Source organism: Psychrobacter sp. 28M-43 (genome assembly GCF_014770435.1).
Lineage (GTDB): Bacteria > Pseudomonadota > Gammaproteobacteria > Pseudomonadales > Moraxellaceae > Psychrobacter.
Window position 1 is genome coordinate 505,635 of record NZ_CP061739.1, and the last position, 24,240, is coordinate 529,874.

The 24,240-nt window shown below is 43.3% G+C and carries 20 protein-coding genes; 5 read left to right on the forward strand and 15 right to left on the reverse strand.

The features are described 5' to 3' along the window. Positions 1–57: 57 nt before the first annotated feature. The 4 genes from IEE84_RS02125 to hflX form a co-directional block, all read right to left on the reverse strand. Positions 58–864, reverse strand: coding sequence for a lytic transglycosylase domain-containing protein (locus tag IEE84_RS02125; protein WP_179799031.1), 807 nt, complete (start codon positions 862–864; stop codon positions 58–60). A 486-nt stretch (positions 865–1,350) separates the two neighbouring features. After that, positions 1,351–2,040 carry an LrgB family protein gene (locus IEE84_RS02130; RefSeq protein WP_191114727.1) on the reverse strand — a complete coding sequence of 230 codons (690 nt, stop codon included), beginning with the start codon at positions 2,038–2,040 and terminating at the stop codon, positions 1,351–1,353. A gap of 16 nt (positions 2,041–2,056) precedes the next feature. After that, the gene (locus IEE84_RS02135; protein ID WP_057758440.1) at positions 2,057–2,491 is read right to left on the reverse strand and encodes a hypothetical protein; all 435 of its coding nucleotides are present in this window, start codon (positions 2,489–2,491) and stop codon (positions 2,057–2,059) included. 376 nt (positions 2,492–2,867) lie between these two features. Continuing rightward, positions 2,868–4,295: a ribosome rescue GTPase HflX gene (gene hflX / locus IEE84_RS02140; RefSeq protein ID WP_191114728.1), complete on the reverse strand. Its 1,428-nt coding sequence runs from the start codon at positions 4,293–4,295 to the stop codon at positions 2,868–2,870. A gap of 306 nt (positions 4,296–4,601) precedes the next feature. Here hflX and IEE84_RS02145 point away from each other — a divergent pair, with 306 nt between their 5' ends. Then, entirely contained in the window at positions 4,602–5,402 is an 801-nt protein-coding gene (locus IEE84_RS02145) for a lysophospholipid acyltransferase family protein (protein WP_191114729.1), read from the forward strand. Positions 5,403–5,576: 174 nt separating this feature from the next. On the opposite strand, the gene IEE84_RS02150 is transcribed toward IEE84_RS02145, so the two are convergent. Next, on the reverse strand, positions 5,577–6,617 hold the full coding sequence (locus IEE84_RS02150; protein WP_191114730.1) for an aldo/keto reductase: 1,041 nt from the start codon (positions 6,615–6,617) through the stop codon (positions 5,577–5,579). A gap of 116 nt (positions 6,618–6,733) precedes the next feature. Further along, positions 6,734–7,231 (reverse strand): FKBP-type peptidyl-prolyl cis-trans isomerase, encoded by a 498-nt coding sequence (locus IEE84_RS02155; protein WP_191114731.1) that lies wholly within the window; start codon positions 7,229–7,231, stop codon positions 6,734–6,736. A gap of 183 nt (positions 7,232–7,414) precedes the next feature. Between IEE84_RS02155 and IEE84_RS02160 the strand changes: the two genes are divergently transcribed. Continuing rightward, positions 7,415–8,071 carry a DUF1294 domain-containing protein gene (locus tag IEE84_RS02160; protein ID WP_224737853.1) on the forward strand — a complete coding sequence of 219 codons (657 nt, stop codon included), beginning with the start codon at positions 7,415–7,417 and terminating at the stop codon, positions 8,069–8,071. A gap of 95 nt (positions 8,072–8,166) precedes the next feature. Further along, on the forward strand, positions 8,167–8,799 hold the full coding sequence (locus IEE84_RS02165) for a S24 family peptidase (protein WP_191114732.1): 633 nt from the start codon (positions 8,167–8,169) through the stop codon (positions 8,797–8,799). A 122-nt stretch (positions 8,800–8,921) separates the two neighbouring features. On the opposite strand, the gene lspA is transcribed toward IEE84_RS02165, so the two are convergent. The 4 genes from lspA to IEE84_RS02185 all read right to left on the reverse strand — a co-directional run bounded on the left by lspA (position 8,922) and on the right by IEE84_RS02185 (position 15,249). After that, positions 8,922–9,572, reverse strand: coding sequence for a signal peptidase II (gene lspA / locus IEE84_RS02170; RefSeq protein ID WP_191114733.1), 651 nt, complete (start codon positions 9,570–9,572; stop codon positions 8,922–8,924). Next, positions 9,565–12,426: an isoleucine--tRNA ligase gene (gene ileS / locus IEE84_RS02175; protein WP_191114734.1), complete on the reverse strand. Its 2,862-nt coding sequence runs from the start codon at positions 12,424–12,426 to the stop codon at positions 9,565–9,567. Before ileS ends, lspA begins: the two co-directional genes overlap by 8 nt. 450 nt (positions 12,427–12,876) lie before the next feature. Beyond that, complete coding sequence (locus IEE84_RS02180; protein ID WP_191114735.1) at positions 12,877–13,425, reverse strand: protein disulfide oxidoreductase; 549 nt, start codon at positions 13,423–13,425, stop codon at positions 12,877–12,879. A gap of 186 nt (positions 13,426–13,611) precedes the next feature. Then, complete coding sequence (locus IEE84_RS02185; protein ID WP_102094613.1) at positions 13,612–15,249, reverse strand: carbon-nitrogen hydrolase family protein; 1,638 nt, start codon at positions 15,247–15,249, stop codon at positions 13,612–13,614. Positions 15,250–15,786: 537 nt separating this feature from the next. Between IEE84_RS02185 and IEE84_RS02190 the strand changes: the two genes are divergently transcribed. Beyond that, positions 15,787–16,416 (forward strand): BLUF domain-containing protein, encoded by a 630-nt coding sequence (locus IEE84_RS02190; RefSeq protein ID WP_114701153.1) that lies wholly within the window; start codon positions 15,787–15,789, stop codon positions 16,414–16,416. A 92-nt stretch (positions 16,417–16,508) separates the two neighbouring features. Here the strand turns inward: IEE84_RS02190 and IEE84_RS02195 are convergent, their stop codons facing one another. After that, a complete protein-coding gene (locus tag IEE84_RS02195; protein ID WP_191114736.1) occupies positions 16,509–17,945 on the reverse strand; it encodes an FAD-binding oxidoreductase in 1,437 nt (478 codons plus the stop codon). Between the two features lie 336 nt (positions 17,946–18,281). Between IEE84_RS02195 and serA the strand changes: the two genes are divergently transcribed. After that, on the forward strand, positions 18,282–19,508 hold the full coding sequence (gene serA, locus IEE84_RS02200; protein WP_057758460.1) for a phosphoglycerate dehydrogenase: 1,227 nt from the start codon (positions 18,282–18,284) through the stop codon (positions 19,506–19,508). A 149-nt stretch (positions 19,509–19,657) separates the two neighbouring features. On the opposite strand, the gene trhO is transcribed toward serA, so the two are convergent. From trhO to metX, 4 genes are all read right to left on the reverse strand, one after another. Further along, positions 19,658–20,716, reverse strand: coding sequence for an oxygen-dependent tRNA uridine(34) hydroxylase TrhO (trhO, locus tag IEE84_RS02205; protein ID WP_224737855.1), 1,059 nt, complete (start codon positions 20,714–20,716; stop codon positions 19,658–19,660). 229 nt (positions 20,717–20,945) lie between these two features. Further along, complete coding sequence (locus IEE84_RS02210) at positions 20,946–21,527, reverse strand: tetratricopeptide repeat protein (RefSeq protein ID WP_057758462.1); 582 nt, start codon at positions 21,525–21,527, stop codon at positions 20,946–20,948. A gap of 413 nt (positions 21,528–21,940) precedes the next feature. Then, a complete protein-coding gene (metW, locus tag IEE84_RS02215) occupies positions 21,941–22,549 on the reverse strand; it encodes a methionine biosynthesis protein MetW (RefSeq protein ID WP_057758464.1) in 609 nt (202 codons plus the stop codon). Next, positions 22,546–23,895, reverse strand: a complete 1,350-nt coding sequence (gene metX / locus IEE84_RS02220) for a homoserine O-acetyltransferase MetX (RefSeq protein ID WP_224737961.1) — start codon at positions 23,893–23,895, stop codon at positions 22,546–22,548. Before metX ends, metW begins: the two co-directional genes overlap by 4 nt. Positions 23,896–24,240: the final 345 nt, after the last annotated feature.

A 24,240-nucleotide genomic window follows, 5' to 3' on the forward strand; every position in this document is an offset into this window, starting at 1 on the left:
AAAAGGCCCATTAATTTGTTAATGGGCTTTTTTATGTCTGGCTTTTAGGTAACTGGCTTAGCGTAAAGCTGCATAGGCTGAGTTGGCATAGCTGGCACTATTCACATTGCTGCTGGTGCCATAACTGACATTTTGTAAGCCACTACTTGTACTGGTGCTACTGGTTTGATTGTTAGCACTGATACTCGCACCAAACAGTCCTGCATCGTTCTTATACAAGCTATGATAACGGCTCATCACTCTTTGAACATAGTTGCGTGTTTCTTTGAACGGAGGGATGCCACCATATTTATCGACATTGCCTTCGCCCGCATTGTAGCCTGCGACAGCATGTTCGACATTATTGTTGAAGCGGCGCATAAGCCACGCGATATATTTGGCTGATCCTTCGATATTATCTGCAGGGTTCCAAGGATTGCTGACATTGAAACGGCGCGCAGTCGCTGGCATCAACTGCATAAGGCCTTGTGCGCCTACTGGTGAGCGTGCGTTTGGATTAAAAGCTGATTCGGTATGCATCATCGCTTTCATTAGGGCAGGGTCCACACCGTTGCGCTCAGCGGACGCACGAATGTAGCTGTCGTAAGAGTTGCGACTTCCGCTGTTGCTAGCGGCACTGCTACCATAGCTATCGCTGCTTCCGTCATACATCTTAGAGTCTTTATAATAAGTTACTTTTACTTTTTTCGTAAACTTATCAAAATTTCCACTAGGATTGACGTTGGTCAACAGTACTTGTCCACCTTTGTCTTTATAAATATACATGTTGCCTGCATTGGCAGCGACAGAAAAGGTCGAAAGAGCAATGGCACTTAGTAAAAGGGGAGATAAGCAGCGAGTCATCAAAGTAGCCGTATTTATCATAGTAAAATCACTTTTTATCGAATAACAGCAAATTATTTTGCCTACATATGCGTTGATTTAGGCGCTTAAGCGGTTACTGATTTTGCAGAATTATTTAGCCTACTGTGAGGACAGCAGCTGAGCAATTATCACTTTCAATAAGGAACCACTTGCAATAGATACAAAAAATAATAGTTGCTTACTATAACATATAATAACTTTTTGGCGCATCAGATTGACAAACTAAGTTGTAAAATCAGATTTTTATTATTAAATAATCGTAGATAAATCAATATACTAACTTTTCTAAATGACTTAATGAGCCATTTGTAGTGGGCTTTTTGAGTTTGTAGGTTTAGACAAATAAAGTGTCTCAATTTTTTAAGAAATAATAATGACATTTGAATAGTCGAGGTAATCTTTAATCTGAAATCAACAGTAGATAAGCCTATTAATGGTTAGGTTTTTAAAAATATAAGAATAGTTTAGGTAGACTTTTAGTGATGACTAGATACCGATAACACTGATAAAGATAGGTACCCAAACTGCAGTAACCAACCCATTCACTGCCAAGCCAAATGCGGCATAACGTCCTGCTGTATGACTGATCTGCCATGCCTCTACAGTACCAAACGCATGAGCTGCTAAACCTAGTGCTAGACCTTTGGCACGGTCATCATTGATACCGCGGAACAAAAAGCGAGCGACCGTACCACCTATCAATCCTGAGACGATGATAATTAGGTTAGCCATTGCCAATGGTGCTTTGATTAAATCTGCGACACTCAGGCCAATCGGCGTTGTAACAGAGCGGGTAGCGAAGGCCAATAGGGTCTCATGGCTGAGCGAAAATAAGTAAGCTAATGACATAGGCAGTAATGCGCCAACGACGCTAGCGATAGCGACAATTAAGGTGAGTTTTTTAACTGGTAAGCCTTTGAAATTCATCGCCGCCAATGGCACAGCCAGAAGTACTGTCACATATCCCAACAGATGGTCAAATACAGGTTTTGCCGCGCTGTAATAGTTGTTGTAATCCCACTGCAGTACAAATAGGAAAACAAGTACTAGAACAAGTGCGGTAATGACCATCGGTAGCCATGATAGTTTACGTGCCAATACACGTGCAATTACATGTGCTGCTAATGTCAATAATATTGCGGCTAGGGTTGCCATAAATACGCTGTCAAAAGTCATAATATCTCTCCGCAGCTCACGGCTGTCCCTTTTGCTCAGTGGTAGTCGTACTATCAGTATTTGCAGCGTGATTGAGCCAACGATTGGCCAATAATGCTAGTCCCCACAGTGGTATGAGCGTACTAACGATCATCGTTATCATCACACCCAATAGCTCATCTCCTAGAGCAAATAGCAACAAGCCTGCACCAGCGGAAACTGGTAAGAAGGCAAAACCACTATCGACTAGTAACGTATTACTGGCCTGTGTGAGCCAGCTCGGTAACCCCTTGAGCAGTCGCCACGCCATCAAAATGACAAACATCGCAACCAAGCCGACAATATTGGCCGCTTTTTCGATGCCTGCCATTTGACAGAGAACAACCGCCGTTTCTCGAACAACGATGACCATGGTCAACGTTAGAATTAACGCAAGCCATAGTGGGAGATGGGGAGAGTGAGCAGGCTTCATAAGCAATTCTGGCCAAGTCAGATATAAATGGATGGTGTACAAAACAAAATATATGATCGCACCAAGAACACAACGTAGAAAATGATGCTATACATACTGATGGTAGCAATGATTCACTTTCGAGAGATTAACGCTATCTATCAATATTTGTTGAATGTATAACAGGCGATTATATAGAGAGTGAGGCAACTAATAAAGCCTATGCACCGTGACTGGTCATATCCAAAAAAAATAGACGATATCAATGGATATCGTCTATTCTATTTTAACGTACTATACAAGGGTCTGTGGTCGAACAGTATGAATCAAACGTTCATTCAATTACTGCCGCAAATGACTCACTTTAACAATAGCTCTTATTATACAGAAACAACGATTATTTTTCTGAATCAGCTGTTTCTGAATGTAATGCATCAAACTCGTCAAATGCTTTTTCTTCAGCCTCTGTCATAGTCGGCTCTTCAACGTCATCAACTTTCTCAAACTCTTCGAGTACCGGGATAAGCAGTGTTGCTTGTGCAAGTGGCAACACATCGATAGGTTTCAAATTGGCTTGACCTAGTAGCTGTCTTAGACGGTCACTTGGCAAACGAATCGTCAGACATTCACGACCAGTATCGTCGTAGCTTTCTTCTTCAATAACACCCAGTTCATATAGAGTGTTTTTGAACTGTCCAGCATCATACGGCAAGGTCAAATCAAACGTCGTCAGTTTACCTGTCAGCAATTGCTGTACGGCAAGCGTTAGCTCTTCCATGCCGAGACTCTGTCTAGAAGAAACATAGACGCGGTTTGGCTGACCTTCGCTAGCATAGCCGATATGTGCAGGCTCATCAGTCAAATCAATCTTGTTGTAGACATTGAGCACAGGTACATCGTTATCGATTTCTGCCAATACTTCTTTGACCGCCTGTATCTGCTCGTGCATGTCTTCGCTAGAGGAATCGATGACATGCAATAACAAGTCTGCTTCTAGCGTTTCCTCTAAGGTTGCATGAAAAGACTCAACTAACTCATGCGGCAGATGACGGACAAAACCAACCGTATCGACTAAGACGACACGACCAACTCCCTGCCAGTCTAGACGGCGTAGAGTAGGGTCTAGCGTCGCAAATAGTTTGTCAGCAGCGTAGATGTTCTCATCGACCAAACGATTGAACAAAGTAGACTTGCCCGCATTGGTATAGCCGACCAATGAGATTGTCGGTACGTCTGATTTTTGGCGACGAGCGCGGCCTTGCGCACGGGTCTGACGGACTTTTTCTAGCTTGCTCTTTAGCTGATTGACGCGAGTCTGTAGTAGACGGCGATCGGTCTCAAGCTGAGTCTCACCCGGTCCACGCAGACCAATACCACCTTTTTGACGTTCCAAATGCGTCCAACCACGTACCAGACGCGTTGATAGATGGTTAAGCTGAGCCAGCTCTACTTGCAGCTTACCTTCGTAAGTACGAGCGCGCTGCGCAAAAATGTCCAAAATTAAACCAGTACGATCCAACACGCGGCACTTCACTAGCGCTTCGATATTACGCTCTTGTGACGGCGACAAGCTGTGGTTAAACAGTACGATATCGGCTTCGTGTTCGCGCACTAGTTCTGCGATTTCTTCTGCTTTTCCGCTACCAACGAAGTATTTGGCGTCAGGGCGCGAGCGTGATCCAGTGACTAGTGCCAAACGATCGGCACCTGCTGAATCAGCCAACAGCTCAAATTCACTAAGATCGTCAGGATCTTGAATTTGGCGGATGTCTAAATGTACTAAAATGGCGCGTTCGCCACCTTCATGTCTTTCAAAATAATCCAAAGAGTATCACCTATTTAATAAAGTAAATGTCTCGCCATAATCAGCTCAAGAAGCTTCAACGTAGCGTTCATATGATTATCTATATATGGCCTTATCACTTGATATTAAAGCGTATTAGCATAATTAGCGATGGTTTTATGTTACAGCATTTGCTACGGATAATTTTTTATAAATCTGCTTTATTACCCGTTTGTATAAAAGTCAGCACTCACTGAGTGAACAAGCTATCACTGAGTGTGCGAACTTTGTTATACTGAGCTCGTTTTTTGACTATTAAACACCCGTTATTTAATCATGAGGGCGAAGATGAGCCAAGCTAAATCAAGCTTTTCACTCAGACGACAGTTGAGCCGAGGTAGACAGGTTGCTGGTATGACCACGACCATGGTCGGCGGCATACGCGCGGCAAAGCGTATCGGTGCATTTAAGCAGCCACCACGCGAAACCCTACCACGTTATATCCAGACATTCTGCCGCAAGATGGCAGGCTCTTTTGGGGTAAAAGTGGTAGAAGTGGAACCTGTAGAGCAGTTCCATGGCTTATGGGTATCGAATCACGTGTCATGGATGGATATTCCTGTCGTTGGTACTGTGAGCCCAGCGTTCTTTTTATCCAAGGCTGAGATCGGTGAATGGCCTGTATTTGGCAAACTTGCTCATGCCGCAGGGACGCTTTTCATTGAGCGCGGCTCCGGTGATGCAAGTTCAGTATCGGCGCAGATTGCTGACTTTTTAGCCAAAGGATTTTCGATTATCTTCTTCCCTGAGGCAACCACCACCAGTGGTAAAAAAGTAAAGCGCATTCATGGAACATTGCTGCAAGCAGCCATAGATGCTGATGTGCCTATCAGACCGATTATCATCGCTTATGTCAATAAAGACGGCACATTAAGCGACGCATTGCCATACTATGGTAAGCTGACGATGAAAGAAAGCATGAAGAAAGTGCTCGATAGCAAAAACGTGACCGCTTATGTGTTGCCACTTGCGCCGATAGATCCAGAAGGTCGTAACAAAAGCGAGCTGACCAATTTATTGCAAGCACGCATGAACGAAGGATTAGCCGATCTACATTCAAGAGTTCTTAGCACACCAGTTGAAGACTGATTAACTTAGAGTTGAACTATTTAGAGTTGAGCTAGTGTAGCTAATCTCAGCCAGTCAATAAAAGGGCGCAAATCGAAACGATTTGCGCCCTTTTCTATAGGAAATTTAATAGAGCACACATAATATTATTTATTCAGCAGGCTCTATTAACATCAAGTCTCCATAAAAGACCAACTATGGCGATGGATTAGGCTGCTGTGTGTGCACCGCTTCAATGGCTTCTAATACATCTGCTGTTAGCTCTACATTGACACTGTCGATGTTTGATTTGAGTTGCTCGGTCGTCGTTGCCCCAATGATGTTACTGGTGACAAAGTGACGAGAGTTTACAAAAGCTAATGACATCTGCGCCATGTCCAAACCTGCATCAGCAGCTATCTTGGCATATTGTTCAGTCGCTGATTTGGCTTGCTCATTCACATAACGACCGAAACGATCATACATGGTGAGGCGTGCGCCAGTTGGACGTTTACCATCAAGGTATTTGCCAGACAATACACCAAAACCAAGCGGAGAATACGCCAGTAGACCAACGTTTTCACGATGGGCAATTTCAGCCATACCGACTTCGTATAAACGATTCAATAGGCTATATGGGTTTTGCACGGTAAGTGGTGGAATTAGGCCGTTTTTATCTGCTTCCCATAGATAGCGCATGAGTCCCCACGCGGTATCATTCGATAGGCCATAAGCACGAATACGGCCTTTTTTGATTTCATCGTTCAACGCTTGAATGGTCTCTAAAAATGGCGTTAAATCGTATAATGACTGTGAAGCCATCTCTTCATCATAGCCGCGCTGACCAAAGAAGTTGGCTTGGCGTTCAGGCCAATGCAGCTGATAGATATCGATATAGTCTGTCTGTAGACGTTCCAAATTACCATCGATAGCACTGCTGATGTGATCGGCATTAAAGCGCGTTTGTCCGTCACGCAAAAAGTTCATTGGCGATATTTTACTAGCGAGAATGACTTTATCACGCTGTTTGGTTTTATTAAACCAAGTGCCCATAAAGCGCTCGGTATCACCTTGTTTGTCTTTATCTGGCGGTGACGGGTACATCTCGGCGGTATCCCAAAAATTCACACCTTCACTGAGCGCCATGTCCATTTGCTCATGTGCTTCGGACTCAGTATTTTGCTGTCCCCATGTCATCGTGCCTAGACAGATTTTAGATACTTTTTCATTGAGTTGCGGTAACGTTTGATACTGCATATAAGTCTCCCTTTTGACTGTTTTTATCGATATTAACTTTTATCAATATCAAATTTTATCGTTGCTAGCTTTTATCTTAGTTAATGTATAACGAGTTTTTGTTAGTTTTTAAACGGCTACATCAATTTGATACCTGTGACGCCAGGTGGTGTGACTTTAAAGATTTTCACTTTGAATAATACGTCTTGTCCTGCCAGTGGGTGGTTAAAGTCTACTTCGACTTGGTCTTCATCGATGGCACTGATCGTACCGGGCAGCGTGTTTTTACCTTTGTCTTCGAACTCAACCATCATGCCAATCTCTGGATTGTCAGCGACTAGCGCAAACTGAGTACGGCTAAAGTGTTGGATGTTTTCAGGATTCCACTCACCAAATGCTTGCTCTGGCTCAAGGTGTGCGGTACGAGTGTCACCGGCGCGTAGATTCATCAGTACTTGCTCAAAACCAGGTAACAAGCTCTCATCACCAATAGTCAAAGACACAGGTGTATCACGATTAAAAGTTGAGTCGATGATGGTGCCGTTCTCTAGTGAAACTTCAAAGTGTAGCTTAACAAGGCTGCCGTGAGCGATACGAGTGTCTTCGTTTGGGTTAATAAATTGAGATTGAGTCATAATAAAAAGCCATCGGTTGCTAGAATAAAAGAATAGAAAATAATGCGTTTGATTACAGTCTCTTTAATTGCAGTACTATAGTGTAAGAAATAATAAGCCATCTAAGGCCAGATGTAAGCGTCAATAATGTAACGCAGATGGTGTACTATAATTGGCAATTCTAAAAGATATGAGGTGTCGATAGTGAATAAACAACAAGGCACTGTCAAAAAATGGCAGGACGATAAAGGGTTTGGCTTTATTGAAACTGAAGCGGGCGAGTCTATTTTCTTTCATGTGAGTGAGTTTAAGGCTCAGCGCCGTCCTAATATCGGTGAGGCAGTGGTCTTTAGCATTGGACAGGATGCGGAGGGACGCAAGCGAGCCAAGCAAGTACAAGAGCTTGGGTTTGTGCAGCAAAAAATGGCACAAAAAAATCAGCAGATCCGTCAGCGCAATCAGAAACGTAGCCATCAGGCAGAGTTTGAAGCGGGCCAAAAGAAACGCTCGTTTCTTGGACTGGCTTTTTATGGTGTCTTAGTTTTATTAGCAGCGACAGATAAACTGAGCTGGCTAGTGGTCGGCTGGTACGTCTTGCTAGGGATTATTACTTATGGCATGTATGCCAAAGACAAGGCTGCTGCGCAAAGTGGCGACTGGCGTACGCCTGAGTCTACACTGCATATACTAAGCGCGCTTGGCGGTTGGGTAGGCGCGCTATTGGCTCAGACGCATCTGCGTCACAAATCACAAAAACCCGAGTTTCGAGTGACTTATTATTTGACGGTTGTTGTGAACATGGCAGGATTACTGTTTTTATTGGCAGGTGGTGGGTTAGAGACTTTGAAAGGATTTCTCTAAAAATGGGTTTTACGGAAATAAAATTAACGGAGATATAAGTGTCTAAACTATTTACTAGTATCGAAGACATTAGACGCGAGAACGTCAGAAGACTTATGCAGCAATATAAAACAAAAAGGATGGATCTATCACAAGGCACAAAGATCAATTATGCATTACTAGGCCACTATATAGGTAAGAATCCTATCAAAGCTATTGGTGACGAAACTGCAAGTAAGATAGAAGCGTTTTTTAATAAACCTCCTAACTGGTTAGACCATGAACACAATAGCTTAGTTCAGGAAACAGTGAGTAATTTTTCTAAAGAAATAGTTGATGGTTTAATTGAGATACCAGTTTACAAGTCCTTTTTCTTTAATGAAGAAAACAATAGTTGTGATTTTGAAGACATTAAGGATATACATTTTTTCCAAGCTAACTACTTTAAAAGCAAAGGTATAAGCGTTGATTGTTTTAGAATGACTTTTGCGATTGATGATAGTATGCAGCCATATATAAACATTAAAGATAGAGTGGGAATTGCCACAGATGATACCGTCATAAGAGATGGTGATATATACGCCGTAATATTGAATGGCAAGTATTCTATGTTTAAACAGATATTTATAGAAACAGGTAACATGCTGCGACTACACAGCTTAAATAAAGACTATCCAGATAAATTAGTCGACTCAGATGAAAAGGTAAATCTAATCATTGTTGGTAAACAAATATACAGGGCTGGATAACTTATCAAATCATAAATAATGAGAGTGATTTTGGTACTTTATAATATAGATAAATCAAAAGTTCCACTATAGATAGCTATAGTGGGACTTTTTTATGATGGCATATTTTAGTTTAGATACTGCTATCTAGCTTCACGCTTTTTTTCCAAAAACAGCATATCGATGACAATCAATAATACACCAATAGAAATACCGATATCCGCGATATTAAAAATCGGATAATGCCAAACATCGGCATAATGCACATGGATAAAATCAATCACATGACCATGTAATAAGCGGTCGATTAAATTACCAACTGCACCGCCCAATACTAAGGCTAGGCCGAAAGATAACAGTGTGGCTTTGCGAGGTGCTTTAATCAGATAAATGATTAGAAACAGCGACATGAGCAATGCCAGTCCTGAAAAAAACCACTTCTGCCAACCGCCAGCATCTGCCAAAAAGCTAAATGCCGCGCCGTAGTTATAAGCCAATGTCCAATTGAGAAATGGCTCAATCACAGGCACTGGATCATGAAAGGTCAGCTTAGTTTCTGCCAACCATTTAGTCCACTGATCGATAACGACGATAACCAATGCCAATATATACCATACAAAAGCACGACTACCATTGGCCACCAGCTTTGGTGTCCTATTTGTTGACTTGGTCAGGCGACTTCTAGGTGTAGTCGAGCTACCCGTGGTTGCATGAGCAGGCTTAGGTGAATGGTCAATCTCAACCTGCGGCTGCTGGTCATGCTGGCTTTCAGACGAATCAGTTGGGTTAGGCATAGTGACGTACCTCGCCATCGCCACTGACATTGGTCACGCAGCGCGCGCATAGTTCAGGGTGTGCGCTATCTGTACCGATGTCATCACGAATGTGCCAGCAGCGTACGCACTTAGTACCAGTAGCCGCGCTTACTTGTACTACTAAATCTACAGATTCTTCGGTATTGGTGTCGGTCGCTTCATCTGTCTGTGTGATGCTATCAGCAGGCGCTTCGCTCATTGGCTTTAGCGCAGCGTTACTAGTAATTAGTACAAAACGAAGCTCTTCACCTAGTTTAGCTAAGCTCTCATGCATCGCACCGTCAGCGTATAGGCTCACGTCTGCAGACAAGTTGGCATTGATGATTTTTTCGCCACGTGCAGTTTCGATATGTTTGTTCACCATGTCTTTTGCGAACATAATACGCTGCCAGTCATCGTTGCTTATAGCACTTAGCTCAAACGCTGGGAACTCATACCATTCTTGAGTAAATACATAGCCGCCTTTATCCGCATCACGTTGGTTCAGCACTTCCCAAGCCTCTTGCGCCGTGAATGATAGGATTGGTGTAATCCAGCGAATCAGCGCATGAGTAATATGGTAAATAGCCGTCTGCGCAGAGCGACGAGGCTGACCATCTGCCTGCGTGGTGTACTGGCGATCCTTGATGATATCTAGATAGAAGCTACCCAAATCTTGCGAGCAAAATGCTGTCACGTGCTGAGTGACTTGGTGAAAGTCCATTGCATCGTAAGCGCTAATGATTTGCGCTTGTACGGTTTGCGCACGTTCAATAATGAATTTATCAAGGCTAACCAATTCGTTGATATCAATGCTGTCGGTCGCTGGATTGAAGTCATCGGTATTGGCAAGCAAGAAACGTAAGGTATTACGGATACGGCGATACATATCGATCGCACCTTTAAAGACCGTCTTACCTGCGCTCATCTCATAACGATAGTCACTCGATGCAATCCATAGACGCAGCATATCCGCGCCTGTTTTATTGATTTCTTCTTGCGGGGTGATGATATTGCCAAGTGACTTACTCATCTTGCGACCGTTCTCATCAACCACAAAACCATGCGTCAATACTTGCTTAAACGGTGGACGCTCATACATCGCTTCCGACGTCAGCAGTGAAGTCTGGAACCAACCGCGATGCTGATCAGAACCTTCTAGATACATATCAGCTGGATTGGTCAATTCATCACGTTGATCCAGTACCGCAAAATGCGTCGTGCCTGAGTCAAACCAAACGTCTAACGTATCAGTTGCTTTGTCATAGTCAGCGGCTTCACTACCTAAGAAGTCTTCACAGCTAGCATCAAACCAAGCTTCTACGCCGCCTTCATTGATTTTTTGCGCTGCAGTTTCCATTAACTCAAGTGTGTTTGGATGCAGCTCGCCTGTTTCTTTGTGCGTAAAGAAAGTAATCGGCACGCCCCACGTACGCTGACGCGAGATACACCAATCAGGACGACCTGTCATCATTGATTCGATACGGTTTTGTCCCCACGCTGGCGTCCAACTTACCGATGGAATATCAGCAAGCGCGCGAGCACGTAAGCCTTTGGTTTCCATATTGATAAACCATTGAGGCGTAGCACGGAAAATAATTGGTGACTTATGACGCCAGCAATGCGGATAGCTGTGCTCAATTTTGGTATGGCTGATTAGATGGCCATTGTCATGTAGTGCAGCGATGATTTTTGGATTGGCTTTATAGATGTGCTCGCCGGCAAATACAGCAGCGCTATCTAAATAAACGCCTGTACCGCTTACTGGATTTTCTACTGGTAAGTTGTATTTTAGACCAACGATATAATCGTCTAAACCGTGACCAGGTGCAGTATGTACCAGACCAGTACCACTATCAGTAGTTACATGGTCGCCCAAGATGAGTGGCACTTGACGGTCTGCAATTAGTGGATGCTGGGCATGTAGGCCTTCAAGCTCGCTGCCTGATACAGTTGCTAAGATGCCGTTATTTTCTAATTTAAGTTCGTTTAGAGCAGTTTCTACAAGATCCGCTGCGAGTAGTAGGTTGCCTTTTTCAGTAGCGACCACGCTATAGTTATGCTCTGGATGTACTGAAATAGCTTGGTTAGCAGGTAGCGTCCACGGCGTGGTAGTCCAAATAACAGCAGCGATGTTATCTGCGATATCTGCCAATGCGGCTACTTTGTCCGTACCGAGCACATCAAAGCTGACATAGATCGCGTCAGAGACTTTGTCTTGATATTCTACTTCAGCTTCTGCTAGGGCAGAACTACAGTCCAAGCACCAGTTGACCGGCTTCATACCGCGAGTCACATGACCATTGTCATAGATTTTGGCAAGTGCACGCACGATGTTGGCTTCTTGATGGAAGTTCATGGTCAGATAAGGGTTGTCCCAATCACCAAACACACCTAAGCGCTTGAAGTCTGCCTTTTGCAGTTCAATCTGAGTACTCGCATATTCGCGGCATAGACCACGGAATTCAGTAGCAGAAACCTTTTGACCAACTTTACCGACCTTGGCTTCGACTTTTTGTTCGATTGGCAGACCATGACAATCCCAACCAGGGACATAAGGCGCATCAAATCCTGACAAGGTTTTTGATTTTACAATAATATCTTTTAGTACTTTATTGACTGCGTGACCCAAGTGAATCTGACCGTTGGCGTATGGAGGGCCATCGTGCAAAATATATTTGGTTGCACCAGCACGCGCCTGACGAATTTTACCGTACACGTCATCCGCTTCCCAAGCAGCTAACCAATCTGGCTCGCGTTTGGCAAGGTTTGCGCGCATTGCAAATGGCGTATCCGCAAGGTTCAGCGTGTCTTTGTAATCTTGGCTTGGTGTGTCAGTGCTTTTATCAGTCATAGAAGGTATCTTTTTAAAAGGTAGGTTTGTGTGTCGGTTCAAAACCGGATACAAGGCTCGATGTTCAGTGTATTTCAATATAGTACTGAGGGTTACGCGGTATTGATAATGCTTAATTACTAATAGTAGGTATATTGCTCATCATAGTCGGTTTATCAACCATCATGTCAATAAATACCCATTATCGCTCATTAGTCGGTAAATAGTTACGTCAATAATAAATGGTAACGAGACGATTGCAACACAAAATATGCTAGCAAAAATAATTCAAAAAAAGATTTAGATCGGCAGCTATTATATGACAAAAAGGGTAGGGTAAAAAGAGCTGTGCGAGGTCAGCCCAATTTTGTCCAATATCAATCGTTTATCTGTGTCATATATCATTGGTGAAGACATAGCTATAAGCTCTTTAAATAATGATTTATTGAAACATAAAGTACGGCTCAACTGCTAAAAAACAGATGCTAACCATAAGCGCAGTTTCAATGACCATAATGGTTGAATCCCTGTTAGCCCTTGTGTCATCTCACCATTCTCTAATACCACATAAGACGGTGTGACTTGTCCTTGCCAATCCGCAAAGATATCACCTTGTTGATCATTTATGGTGGTGAAATCAAACTGATGTTGATCGAGGTAGCTGCGTAGCTCTTGGTTTGAGCCTGACTGTACGGCAACAGTGACCACGAGATAGTTATCTGCTGCTAGTTTATTGATGGTGGGCGAGGTAAAGCTGCAGACTGAACACCACGTACCCCAAAAGTATACCAGCGTAGGCTGCTCATGACTCATCGCTGCTAGATCGATAGTTTGTCCTTGGTAATCGATCAGTTGCAACTGAGGATTGGCAGGCATGACAGGCTGTCGCCACCAATTGACCACGCTATAGATCACGACAAACATGAGACCGTATAACATTATCGTTTTAATTATCGAAACTATCTTCGGCTTCGGCTGCTTCTTTGGTTTTACTTCTGTTTGCTCAATATCAGTCGTCATGACATCCGCTTTTTGGTTTGCATATTGTTTTCAGTTATTTTCAAATAATGGCTTATCGTTACTACTTATCTTATCGTGATTGCCTATATGATCATTGCACAAAGAGTAGACAGTAGATAAAAATAAACGGCTGAAAATCAGCCGTATTATTTATAAAGTCTACTATAAGTGTACTACGTCAACCTATTATGGCTTTTGTGCTCGGTTTTGTAATGGGTCGCCAATCAGCACGCTGCCTGAATTTTCGCGGCGCTGCTCATCACTCAACTTACTCGCTGGCACTTTAGCTTTGCGCTTCCATTTTAAGCTGAACAAATCATCACGGCGGTCGATTAAGTTATGTACTGAGCCTTCATGACGAACGTGAGTGAGCTTGTCTAAGTTTACATCAGAGAAGAATACCATCTCCGTGTTGGCAGTGGTTTCTGCCATGATCGCATCATGCGGGAACGCAAAATCTGACGGTGAAAAAATCGATGACTGAGCGTATTGAATATCTAAGCTCTCAACTTGCGGTAAGTTGCCCACTGAACCACAAATCATCACATAGCATTCGTTTTCGATAGCACGGGCTTGTGCACAATGGCGGACACGTAGATAGCCGTTTTTGGTGTCAGTCCAGAAGGGCACGAATAAGATATCCATGTCATCAAGTGCCATTAAACGTGCAAGCTCAGGGAACTCAACATCATAGCAGACCAAGATGCCGATACGACCCGCATCTGTGTCGAATACTTTGACTTCATCGCCACCTTCGATTACCCAAGCGCTACGCTCATGCGGAGTAATATGAATTTTGCGTTGCTCTTCAACGGTACCATCGCGGCGGCATAAATAGCTGACGTTATACAAGGTATCGTCTTCGTCCAGTAACGGCATCGAACCGGTAATGACGTTGACGTTATAACTGACGGCTAAATGCGAGATTTCATTTTTGAACCACTCGGTATAACCCGCCAAAAATCGAATGGCAATATTTTGATCGGTTTCTTCGCACAGACCCATCAATGGCGCATTGAAAAACTCAGGTAAGCAAGCAAAGTCTGAGTTGTAGTCAGCCATGATATCGACAAAGAACTCAACCTGTTGCAGTAATTCTTCAGGTGATTCGACTTCACGCATCTGCCACTGAATACCACCGATACGCACTTCAGACTTGCGAGTGTTAGGCTTATAGTCTTTAGGCTCATAATAGATGTTTGCCCACTCAAGCAAGGTAGCAAAGCCCTTTGATTGCTTATCATCTGGTAGATAAGCAGTCAAAATACGTTTAACGATAAAGCCATTAGATAGCTGGAACGACAAAGCCGAATCGTGAATTTCACGGCTTTCAACGGCATCAATATATTCGCCTGGAGTCAGATCTTTATGGTTATGGTAATTAGGTATGCGTCCGCCGGCTAAGATAGCGCGGAAATTTAACTGTCGGCATAACTCCTTGCGTGCATCATACAGACGACGACCGAGACGGTAGCCGCGATAATCAGGGTCGATGAGTGCATCCAAACCATAAATGGCATCACCTTCTGGATTGTCTCTGATGATTTCTTTTTGCCCAATCAAATCGTCATAAGTGTGCGGGTTCGAAAATTTGGCATAGTCAACGCGCATAGAGAGCACGATACCAATCAGCTGATCATGATCAAACAAGGCAATCTGGCCTTCTGGAAAAGCGTCAATCAAAGTATGAATGGTTGTCTTTGACCACGCGCCACCCAAGTTTACATAGACACGATCCATCAAGGCTTTTAATTGTGGGTAATCTTTTTTCTTAATCTCAGCAATCGTGAGGTGAAAGTCATCTAGTTTTTCCATCTTACTCATAAGTTTCCTGTTTTAAATAGCTATTGAATGTAGTGTGATCAAATAATGGGGTAATAGCACATTGGTGTGCCGATTTTTGTGCAAAAAAGTAATAAAAACATTCCAATAGGAAGATATTGTCGTTACAATAATTTATTGCCGTATTTACAATAGGTTATGTTGATATCTTAGACCGTTTTACTCATTATATTTAGTACTGTTTTTGGCTAACTTAGAGGGCTAAAGGATAGCGAACGCCGCATTCTATATCGCTTTATATCTATTAGGTTTGTGAATACCGATAAGCGCATAACTTTGCATTATCATTGTAACTACGACTGTCTTGCTATTTATTATCTCAATATAGAATCTAAATAATATCTATCAGCACCTTTTGTTTTGCTTGTTATCATAGCAAGCTGTAACGGTAATAACAGTCTCACGTAGTAAATATTTGCTACGTTTTTGTGAGTCAATTTTTTGGTTCAACTCAGGCATAGTATTGTGTTGCTTGTTTCGTTTAGCCGTATCTCATCGGCTTCTTAGGATTATTTTATTATGCCTTTAAATCATACCAATAGAATCATGAAGTGGGATGACATAGATGACTCCGCTTTGGTTCAATTGGTTTATGTCAGTACGCTGACTCTTGGCTCGCGTCTGAGCACCTCTATTTTTGATGAAGTAGAAGGTCACGCACGTAACTACAATCAGCAGCATAACATCACAGGCACGCTATGCTACGGCAATGGTCACTTCCTGCAATGTATCGAAGGTAAAAAGTCAGACGTATTTAATCTGCAAGAGCGTATCTTTGTCGATAGTCGTCATAAGAATGTAGAAGTGTTGCTATTACAAGTCATCAATCATCGCAGCTTTGCCGACTGGCGTATGCGCTTGCTGTTTTTGGAGCGTTGGTTATGGTCACCCGCGACCAAGAAACAGGCCGTACAATTATCTCCATTTTTACCATTTGCGCCGCACGGCTGGTCATCTGATCGGACCGAGCAGTTCTTGCAGATCATCAAAACTTTTGATAGTCCACCCCATATTAAGGCGGCAGGTATTACTTATAATGCATTGGGTAATATGGTGCGTCATATCGCGGCACCGCATCAGGCGTTTCTGATTATTCAAGGGTTTTTGAGCATACTACTGGTCGTCGCATTGATACTGTTATATTTATAAATCGTAGTTTTTGCGAATTATAAAGCAATAAAAAAGACGCTAGCCTTTCGGTTTAGCGTCTTTTTATTTGGGTTAAGCGTTTAGAGTGCTCATCACATATCAAAAATCTTACCGCGGTTCATGATATTGTTTGGATCGAAGACCTTTTTAACTTCTTTTAAGTATTCAATCTCAGTCTCACTGCGGCTATAGTGCAGATACGGCTTCTTCGTCATACCAACCCCATGCTCAGCAGACACCGAACCGCCATATTTTTGTACCGTCTCAAACACATATTTATTGACAACCTGACACTCAGCAAAGAAATCATCTTTGCTCATATTCTCAGGCTTTAAGATGTTGAGATGCAAATTACCATCGCCGATATGACCGAACCAACAGACTTCAAAGTCAGGATAGTTACTGCTGACAATATGATCAATCTCTTCGATAAAGGTCGGTACATGGCTGATAAGCACAGACACATCGTTTTTATAAGGCGTGAATACTGAGATAGTCTCTGAGATATACTCACGTAGCTTCCACAGCTCTTCGGCCTGTGCCAAGCTCTGACTCATGACACCATCGACGACCCAACCTTGCTCCATACAATGCTCAAATATGGCCATGGCTTTGTCCATGATTGGCTCATAAGGCGCTTCAAACTCTAGTAATGTATAGAACTTGGTACGTGATTCAAACGGCTCTTGTACTTGACCATGTGCCATTAGCTTATCAATCGCTACATCGTCAAAGAACTCAAAAGCGGTCAAATCAATTTGTGCTTGAAAGGCAGAGAGTACATTCATCACATCGTTAAAGCTGTCCATGCCAAGCACCATGACGTTTAAGTCTTGTGGCTGACGTTCAAGTTTGATTTGCGCATGAGTGACAAGGCCAAGTGTGCCTTCACTACCGATGAACAATTGGCGCAAGTCATAACCAGTAGCATTCTTTACCATGCCGCGATTCAGCTGCAAGATGTCACCTTTACCAGTGACGACAGTCAGACCCATGATCCACTGACGAGTCATGCCATAGCGAATGACTTTGATACCGCCTGCGTTGGTGCCGATGTTGCCGCCGATTTGACTAGAGCCTGCTGAGGCAAAGTCGACAGGGTAGTATAGGTCTTTTGATTCAGCGAATTCTTGCAACTGCTGAGTGACCACACCGGCTTCGACTTCAACTATTCGATCGGCAGGATAGAACTGTCCAATTTGATTCATTTTATCCATGCTGACCACGATTTCGCCATTAGCAGCCACGGCACCAGCAGATAAACCAGTACGACCACCGCTTGGGGTTAGGACGACGTTGTGCTCATTGGCCAGGAGGACGATAGTCTGTACTTGTTCAGTGGTCTTTGGAAAGACGATGGCAGCAGCAGCAGGGGCAAAATGCTTGGTCCAGTCTTTACCCCAATGCTCTAGACTCTCAGCATCGGTTTTGATTTGGGTTGGGTCGAAATTATGGGTATCAGTAAGCGTGCTCAAGATGGTTTGCACGGTATTGGTTTCGGATGTGTTCTGAGCGGTAGTTGGCGTCATGGTCAAATCTCAATATTGGCGTAAGCACGATGCTGGGACTGCTTATTATATAGTGAAATAACTATAAATTCAGTGATGAGTCAGCTCGTAGAGGTAATAAGTAGATGATAATTTTTACCTATAAGAAGAGGTAAGTAATAAATAATTGATTTGAGCGGTTTCAAACAGAATAATTCACTATAGCATAAAAAATTTTCAGGCTTGATAACCAATAATTCATCTAATCTGCTAACATCGACCTCAAATTTTGTGTAAGATATCGGGACTGTTTTCGTTTCATCCATCATAGATTATCCAACAGGTAATCTTATAAAACAATTATAGGACAGTTCTCATATGGCGTTATCACTACAAAAAGACAAAATCCGGTTTTTATTGCTTGAAGGTCTACATGACAATGCCCTAAAAGTACTAGAAGGCGCTGGTTACCACAACATCGAGAATATCAGTCACGCTTTAGATCAAGACGAGCTGATCGAAAAGATCAAAGATGCGCACTTTATCGGTATTCGTTCGCGCACTCAGTTGACGCGTGAAGTACTTGAGCACGCGCACAAGCTTATCGGCATTGGTTGCTTTTGTATTGGTACCAACCAAGTAGATCTAGACGCCGCTCGTGATCTTGGTATTCCTGTCTTTAACGCGCCATTCTCGAACACCCGTTCGGTAGCTGAGCTAGTATTGGCAGAAGCCATCATGCTGTATCGCGGTATTCCTGAAAAGAATGCAACTGTACATCGCGGCGGCTGGGGCAAGTCTGCGACTAACTCACACGAAGTGCGTGGCAAGACTATCGGTATCGTCGGTTATGGTTCTATCGGGTCGCAACTGTCTGTCTTAGCAGAAAGCTTCGGTATGAAAGTCATTTATCATGATGCTGTGACCAAATTGCCACTAGGCAACGCGGTACAAGTTGGTAGCTTAGAAGAGCTACTGTCAACGGCTGATATCGTGACATTGCATGTACCTGATGTACCAAGCACTCGCTATATGATGAAAGCTGAGCAGTTCGCTCAGATGAAAGAAGGCAGTTACTTTATCAATGCGGCTCGCGGTACGTGTGTTGAGATTGATGATCTAGCGGATGCGCTTGAGTCTGGTAAAATCTTGGGCGCAGCTATCGATGTGTTCCCGAAAGAGCCAAAATCAGCTGACGAAGAATTTGAGTCCCCACTACGTAAGTTTGATAATGTGATTTTGACGCCGCATATCGGTGGTTCAACACAAGAAGCACAGGCCAATATCGGACTGGAAGTAGCAGATAAGTTTGTTAGATACTCTGACCAAGGTGATACGGCGACGGCTGTGAACTTCCCAGAAGTTTCTATTCCGTTCAAAGAAAACTCGCATCGTCTGCTACATATTCACAAAAACGTGCCAGGCGTACTGTCTCAGATTAACCGCCTATTTGCTGAAGCTGGCATCAACATCCTAGCACAGAGCCTGATGACAGAAGGTGATGTTGGTTATCTAGTGATGGATGTCGATTACAATGATTCGACCGCTGCACTAGACCAATTAAAAGATGTAGAAGAGACTATCCGCGTACGTATCTTATTCTAATATAGTCAATCCGCTTTCAAATTGGATTAACTATATCGGTGCTATTAGTTTTGATACGCATTGAAGATTTGTCATAAAAAAAGAGAGGTTCTATTGATTAGAGCCTCTCTTTTTTATTTCACTTCTTTTTTATTGTACTAATACTAAGTTTAGTTCGCTTTAGTATTGTTTGCAGCTTCCGCTTGTAAACGAGCTTCCGTCTTAGCGGCTTTACGCTTTTCGATTACATCCATTACATCACTACCAATATGGGCTTCACCACGCTTCTTGGCTAGCTGCATTTGGTGCTCACGCTCACGGAAACGGGCTTTTTGCTCGTCGGTCGCTTTGTCGATACAGTGTGGGCATGACTCGCCTTTGATATAGGCAGGGCTTTGCATCTCATCGACAGTAATCGGCATACGGCAAGCAAAACACTGCTCGTAGCTGCCTTTTTCTAAGTTATGGTTTACTGACACACGGTTGTCAAAAACAAAGCAGTCGCCTTGCCACATAGAGTCACTGGCAGGGACTTCTTCAAGGTATTTTAGGATGCCGCCTTCTAAATGATAGACCTCTTCAAACCCTTGCTCGCGTAAATAGGCAGTAGATTTTTCGCAGCGGATACCACCTGTACAGAACATCGCCACTTTTTTATGCTTGGTTGGATCAAGCTCTTTTGAGACGTATTCTGGAAACTCGCGGAACGTTTCAGTGTTCGGATTGACCGCGTTTTGGAAAGTACCAATTTGCACTTCATAGTCGTTACGCGTGTCGATCAAGGTGACTTCGGGATCTGAGATCAACGCATTCCACTCGCTTGGTTTTACATAGCGACCAACGGATTCCAATGGATCGATATTCTCGACACCCATGGTAACGATTTCTTTTTTTAGCTTTACCTTAGTGCGATAAAAAGGCTGTGCGTCAGTATAGGACTCTTTGAAGGTAAACGTACCAATCGCCTCAATACTGCGCAGGTAGTCAAGTACGGTATCGATAGCTTGACGCGTACCAGAAATCGTACCGTTAATGCCTTCGCTGGCAAGTAACAACGTGCCTTTTACATCGTTATCGAGCATAGTGTTTAGGATAGACTCACGATATTGCTCAAAATCAGCAAAGCGCGTGAACTTATATAGTGCGGCAACGACGATATTATTAGTCACACTATCGTATACAGGGGCTGAATTGTTGTCAGTTATCGCGGTTTCTTTGTTGATGCTCATGTCTTTCTCCTGCTGGCTAGGTCGCAAACCTAGTGCAATGATAATAAAAAAGTAGATAGGCGTATAACATTATCTCAATTGTGGAATTGATTAATGCGCGCGTAGTGTAGCAAATTTTGCTAGAGTTTTGAATAGTTTGTATTGCTTGGCTTGCTGTTATAGAAAACAAAAAAGCCCAGTAAAATACTGAGCTTTTTTTATATTCAATTCGTAATACGAAAACTAGATATTACTTACTCTGAAACCAAGTATCCGCTTTGCTACGAGCACTGGCGATGTCATCACTTGATAAGTTTAATGCCAACTGACCAATTTTACCACGTGCCTTGTTACGGACTTTTTCGTCTAGCATGCCATCACGGGCAGCCAAGTCATACCATTTATAGGCATCAACCAGATTTTTTTGCTTTTCATCTAATAGCGCAAGCGTGTAGCTGGCACGGTTATCGCCACGCATTGCAGCTTTTTCTAACCACAAACGGGCTTGCTGTAAGTTAGGCTGTACACCTTCACCGCGCAAATACATGATGGCAAGGTTCAACTGAGCAGGGGCAACGCCTTGCTGAGCGGCTTTGGTATACCACTGGATTGCTTGTTGGGTATTTTGCGCAATACCTTCACCTTTTTGCAAACGCTTGGCCAAATAGAACTGAGCGTGATCGTTACCTTGGGCGGCACGACTAGACAACTCGCTCACAGGCATAAGCTCAAAACGTGAGGTATCAAGCGGTACGTTTGATATTAACTCAGCATTGGCTAAACCAGCACAAGAAAATAATGCAGTAAACAACGCAGCTTTTAATAATTTCATAGCAGCTCCAAAATTAGGCAGTTAATAAGCAAAAAAAATTGTACCGCTAAACATTGTCTCGCTAAAGACAGTCAGACGGCGATAACAATTAGGTGAAATCTTGCGATATGAACTTACCTAATCATTAGCAAAAGGGGGTTGTCATCTCTAAATCAGAGATTTCACCCTAACCGATTAGACAAACGGTTGTAATAGTGGGGTGGCTGACAATATTTTGCTAGCTTAACACCCAAACTTACGAAACTCAAATACTAATTACAAGGTCTCATAGACGTTTGTACCTGATTGTCCTTAACAAAATCAGGCAGTTACTAAAAAATTATATTAAGTTAACAATCTATTAAGGTTAATACCAACACGTACAGCACTGTTTAGCAGTCTCTAAGATCTCAAGACAGCTGATAATTTAACGGTTATTTTTTGGTCACTCGGTAGATAGCGACGTCTGCTAACAAGTTCGGCGCTTGCCTAATTAATGCCTTCATCAAAGGTGTATGACCTTTTTCAGAATCACTAACCGCAAAACGATTAATAATATGAATATCATGCTGCGCACATAACAGTTCAAAATCTTTGAAAGTACATAGATGAATGTTTGGTGTGTTGTACCATTCGTAAGGCAGTGCTTCAGAGACAGGCATCATACCTTTAAGCCCTAAATGAATGCGGTTTTGCCAATGCGCAAAGTTAGGAAAGGTGATGACTGCTTCACGGGCAACTCTCAGCATATCAAGCAACAACTCGTCAGGTGCTTTTACTGCTTGTAGGGCACGTGCCATGACAACCGTGTCAAAGCTGTTATCAGCAAAACGCGCTAAACCATCGTTGAGATCCTGCTCGACAATCGATAGACCATTACCAATCGCCTCATTGATTTTGTCTTCATCAATCTCTAGTCCGTAACCTGTCACGCCTAGTTTTTGCTGTAAGTGGGCAAGCAGCTCGCCATTACCACAACCTAAGTCCAGTACATGTGCTTGCGGCGCAATCCAGCGCTCTGCCAATTGGTGATCCATTCTCATGAGCGTTCTCCTATGGCTGAGCGGCTAGGGGTAATAAATGGCGCAGTCAAAAACCCTTTAACCGCACCCATGTAGCGAGGAATATCAAACAAGAATGAGTCATGTCCGTGCGGCGCGTCAATATTGATATAGCTGACTGGTTTGCCAGTGGCCATCAGTGCATCGACAATCTCTTGCGAGCGCTCAGGTGCAAAGCGCCAGTCAGTGGTAAATGACACGACTAGATACTGGCATTGTGTATGAGCAAAGGCAGCTTTAAGCGCAGAAAGCTCTTGTTGACGATCAGATTCAATATCTTCAATCGTCGTGACCGCATCTTCTAACTCACTCTGTGCACTGGCTTTGCTAGACTCAACTGACGCCGCGATTGAGTCTTCTATTTGTACTGCCGACTCTGTAGTATCTTTTGCTACCGTTGATGGATAGTCGCGCGTCGGATCAAAGTAATCTAAGGCTTTGGTCATAAGCAGATAGGTATTAGCATCGAAATTTTCACTAAAGCGCTCGCCTTGATAGCGTAGGTAGCTTTCGACCTGAAACTCGACATCGTAGCCATACATGAATTTACCTGATTTTAAATCACGGCCAAACTTGGCTTTCATCGCGTCATCAGTTAAATAGGTAATATGGCCAACCATACGCGCCAATATCAGCCCGCGACGAGGGTAAGTGCCTTCTTGTATATAGCGCCCGTCTTTAAAGTCAGGATCGGATAATATAGATTGACGCGCCACTTCGTTAAAGGCGATATTTTGAGCAGATAGCTTTGGCGTACTGGCGATGACCACACAGCGCTTTAATCGCTCTGGATAATCAACAGACCATTGTAGCGCTTGCATACCGCCCATTGAGCCACCGACAATGGCGTGCCAAACATCGATCCCTAAACGATCTGAGAGCATTGCTTGGGTTTTTACCCAGTCTTTGATGGTGATCAGCGGGAAATCAGGGCCATACACTTGTGGCTCATCGCTGCTATTTGCATCAAGGCTGTCCGAACCAACATTATCCGAACCAACGCTATCAGGGTTAATAGTGGTAGGCCCTGTTGAACCAAAACAGCTGCCGATATTATTGACACAGACCACATAGAACTGATTGGTATCAATCGCTTTATTAGGGCCAATCATATTGTCCCACCAGCCTGCTTTTTTGTCATCAGCGCTATGGAAGCCAGCTGCATGGTGATTACCCGATAACGCGTGGCAAATCAGAATCGCATTTGATTTTTCGCTATTGAGCGTACCGTAAGTCTCTACCATCAAGTCAAACGAGGGCAGGGTACGGTTGCATTCTAACGTTAAGGGCTCAGCAAAATGAAAATTCTGGGGCGTAACGACACCCACAGACCCTACAGCACTGTCGGTATTGGCTGAGCTATTAGGGTGAGGTTGTGAATCAGGATGCTGGTCATTGGTATTATCAGAGCGTGCGTTCAAAGCTACCTCGCAAGACTACAATCATCAATAAAATAAAAGCAAAATGGCACGTTGCTAACAGGCTATTTTACCTACACGGTTTTTATAAACTGGGCCTGCCTATTGTATGGTGATGCGCGTTGGAGTACAACCATCGAGCGCGCCTTTCGAGCGCATCGATCATAGTTTTTATAGAAGGTGCGCTAGAAATGAATAACGAGTAAGCCGCCAGCATCAAGTAATCAAGAGTTAATAAATAGCAACTGCGTATCA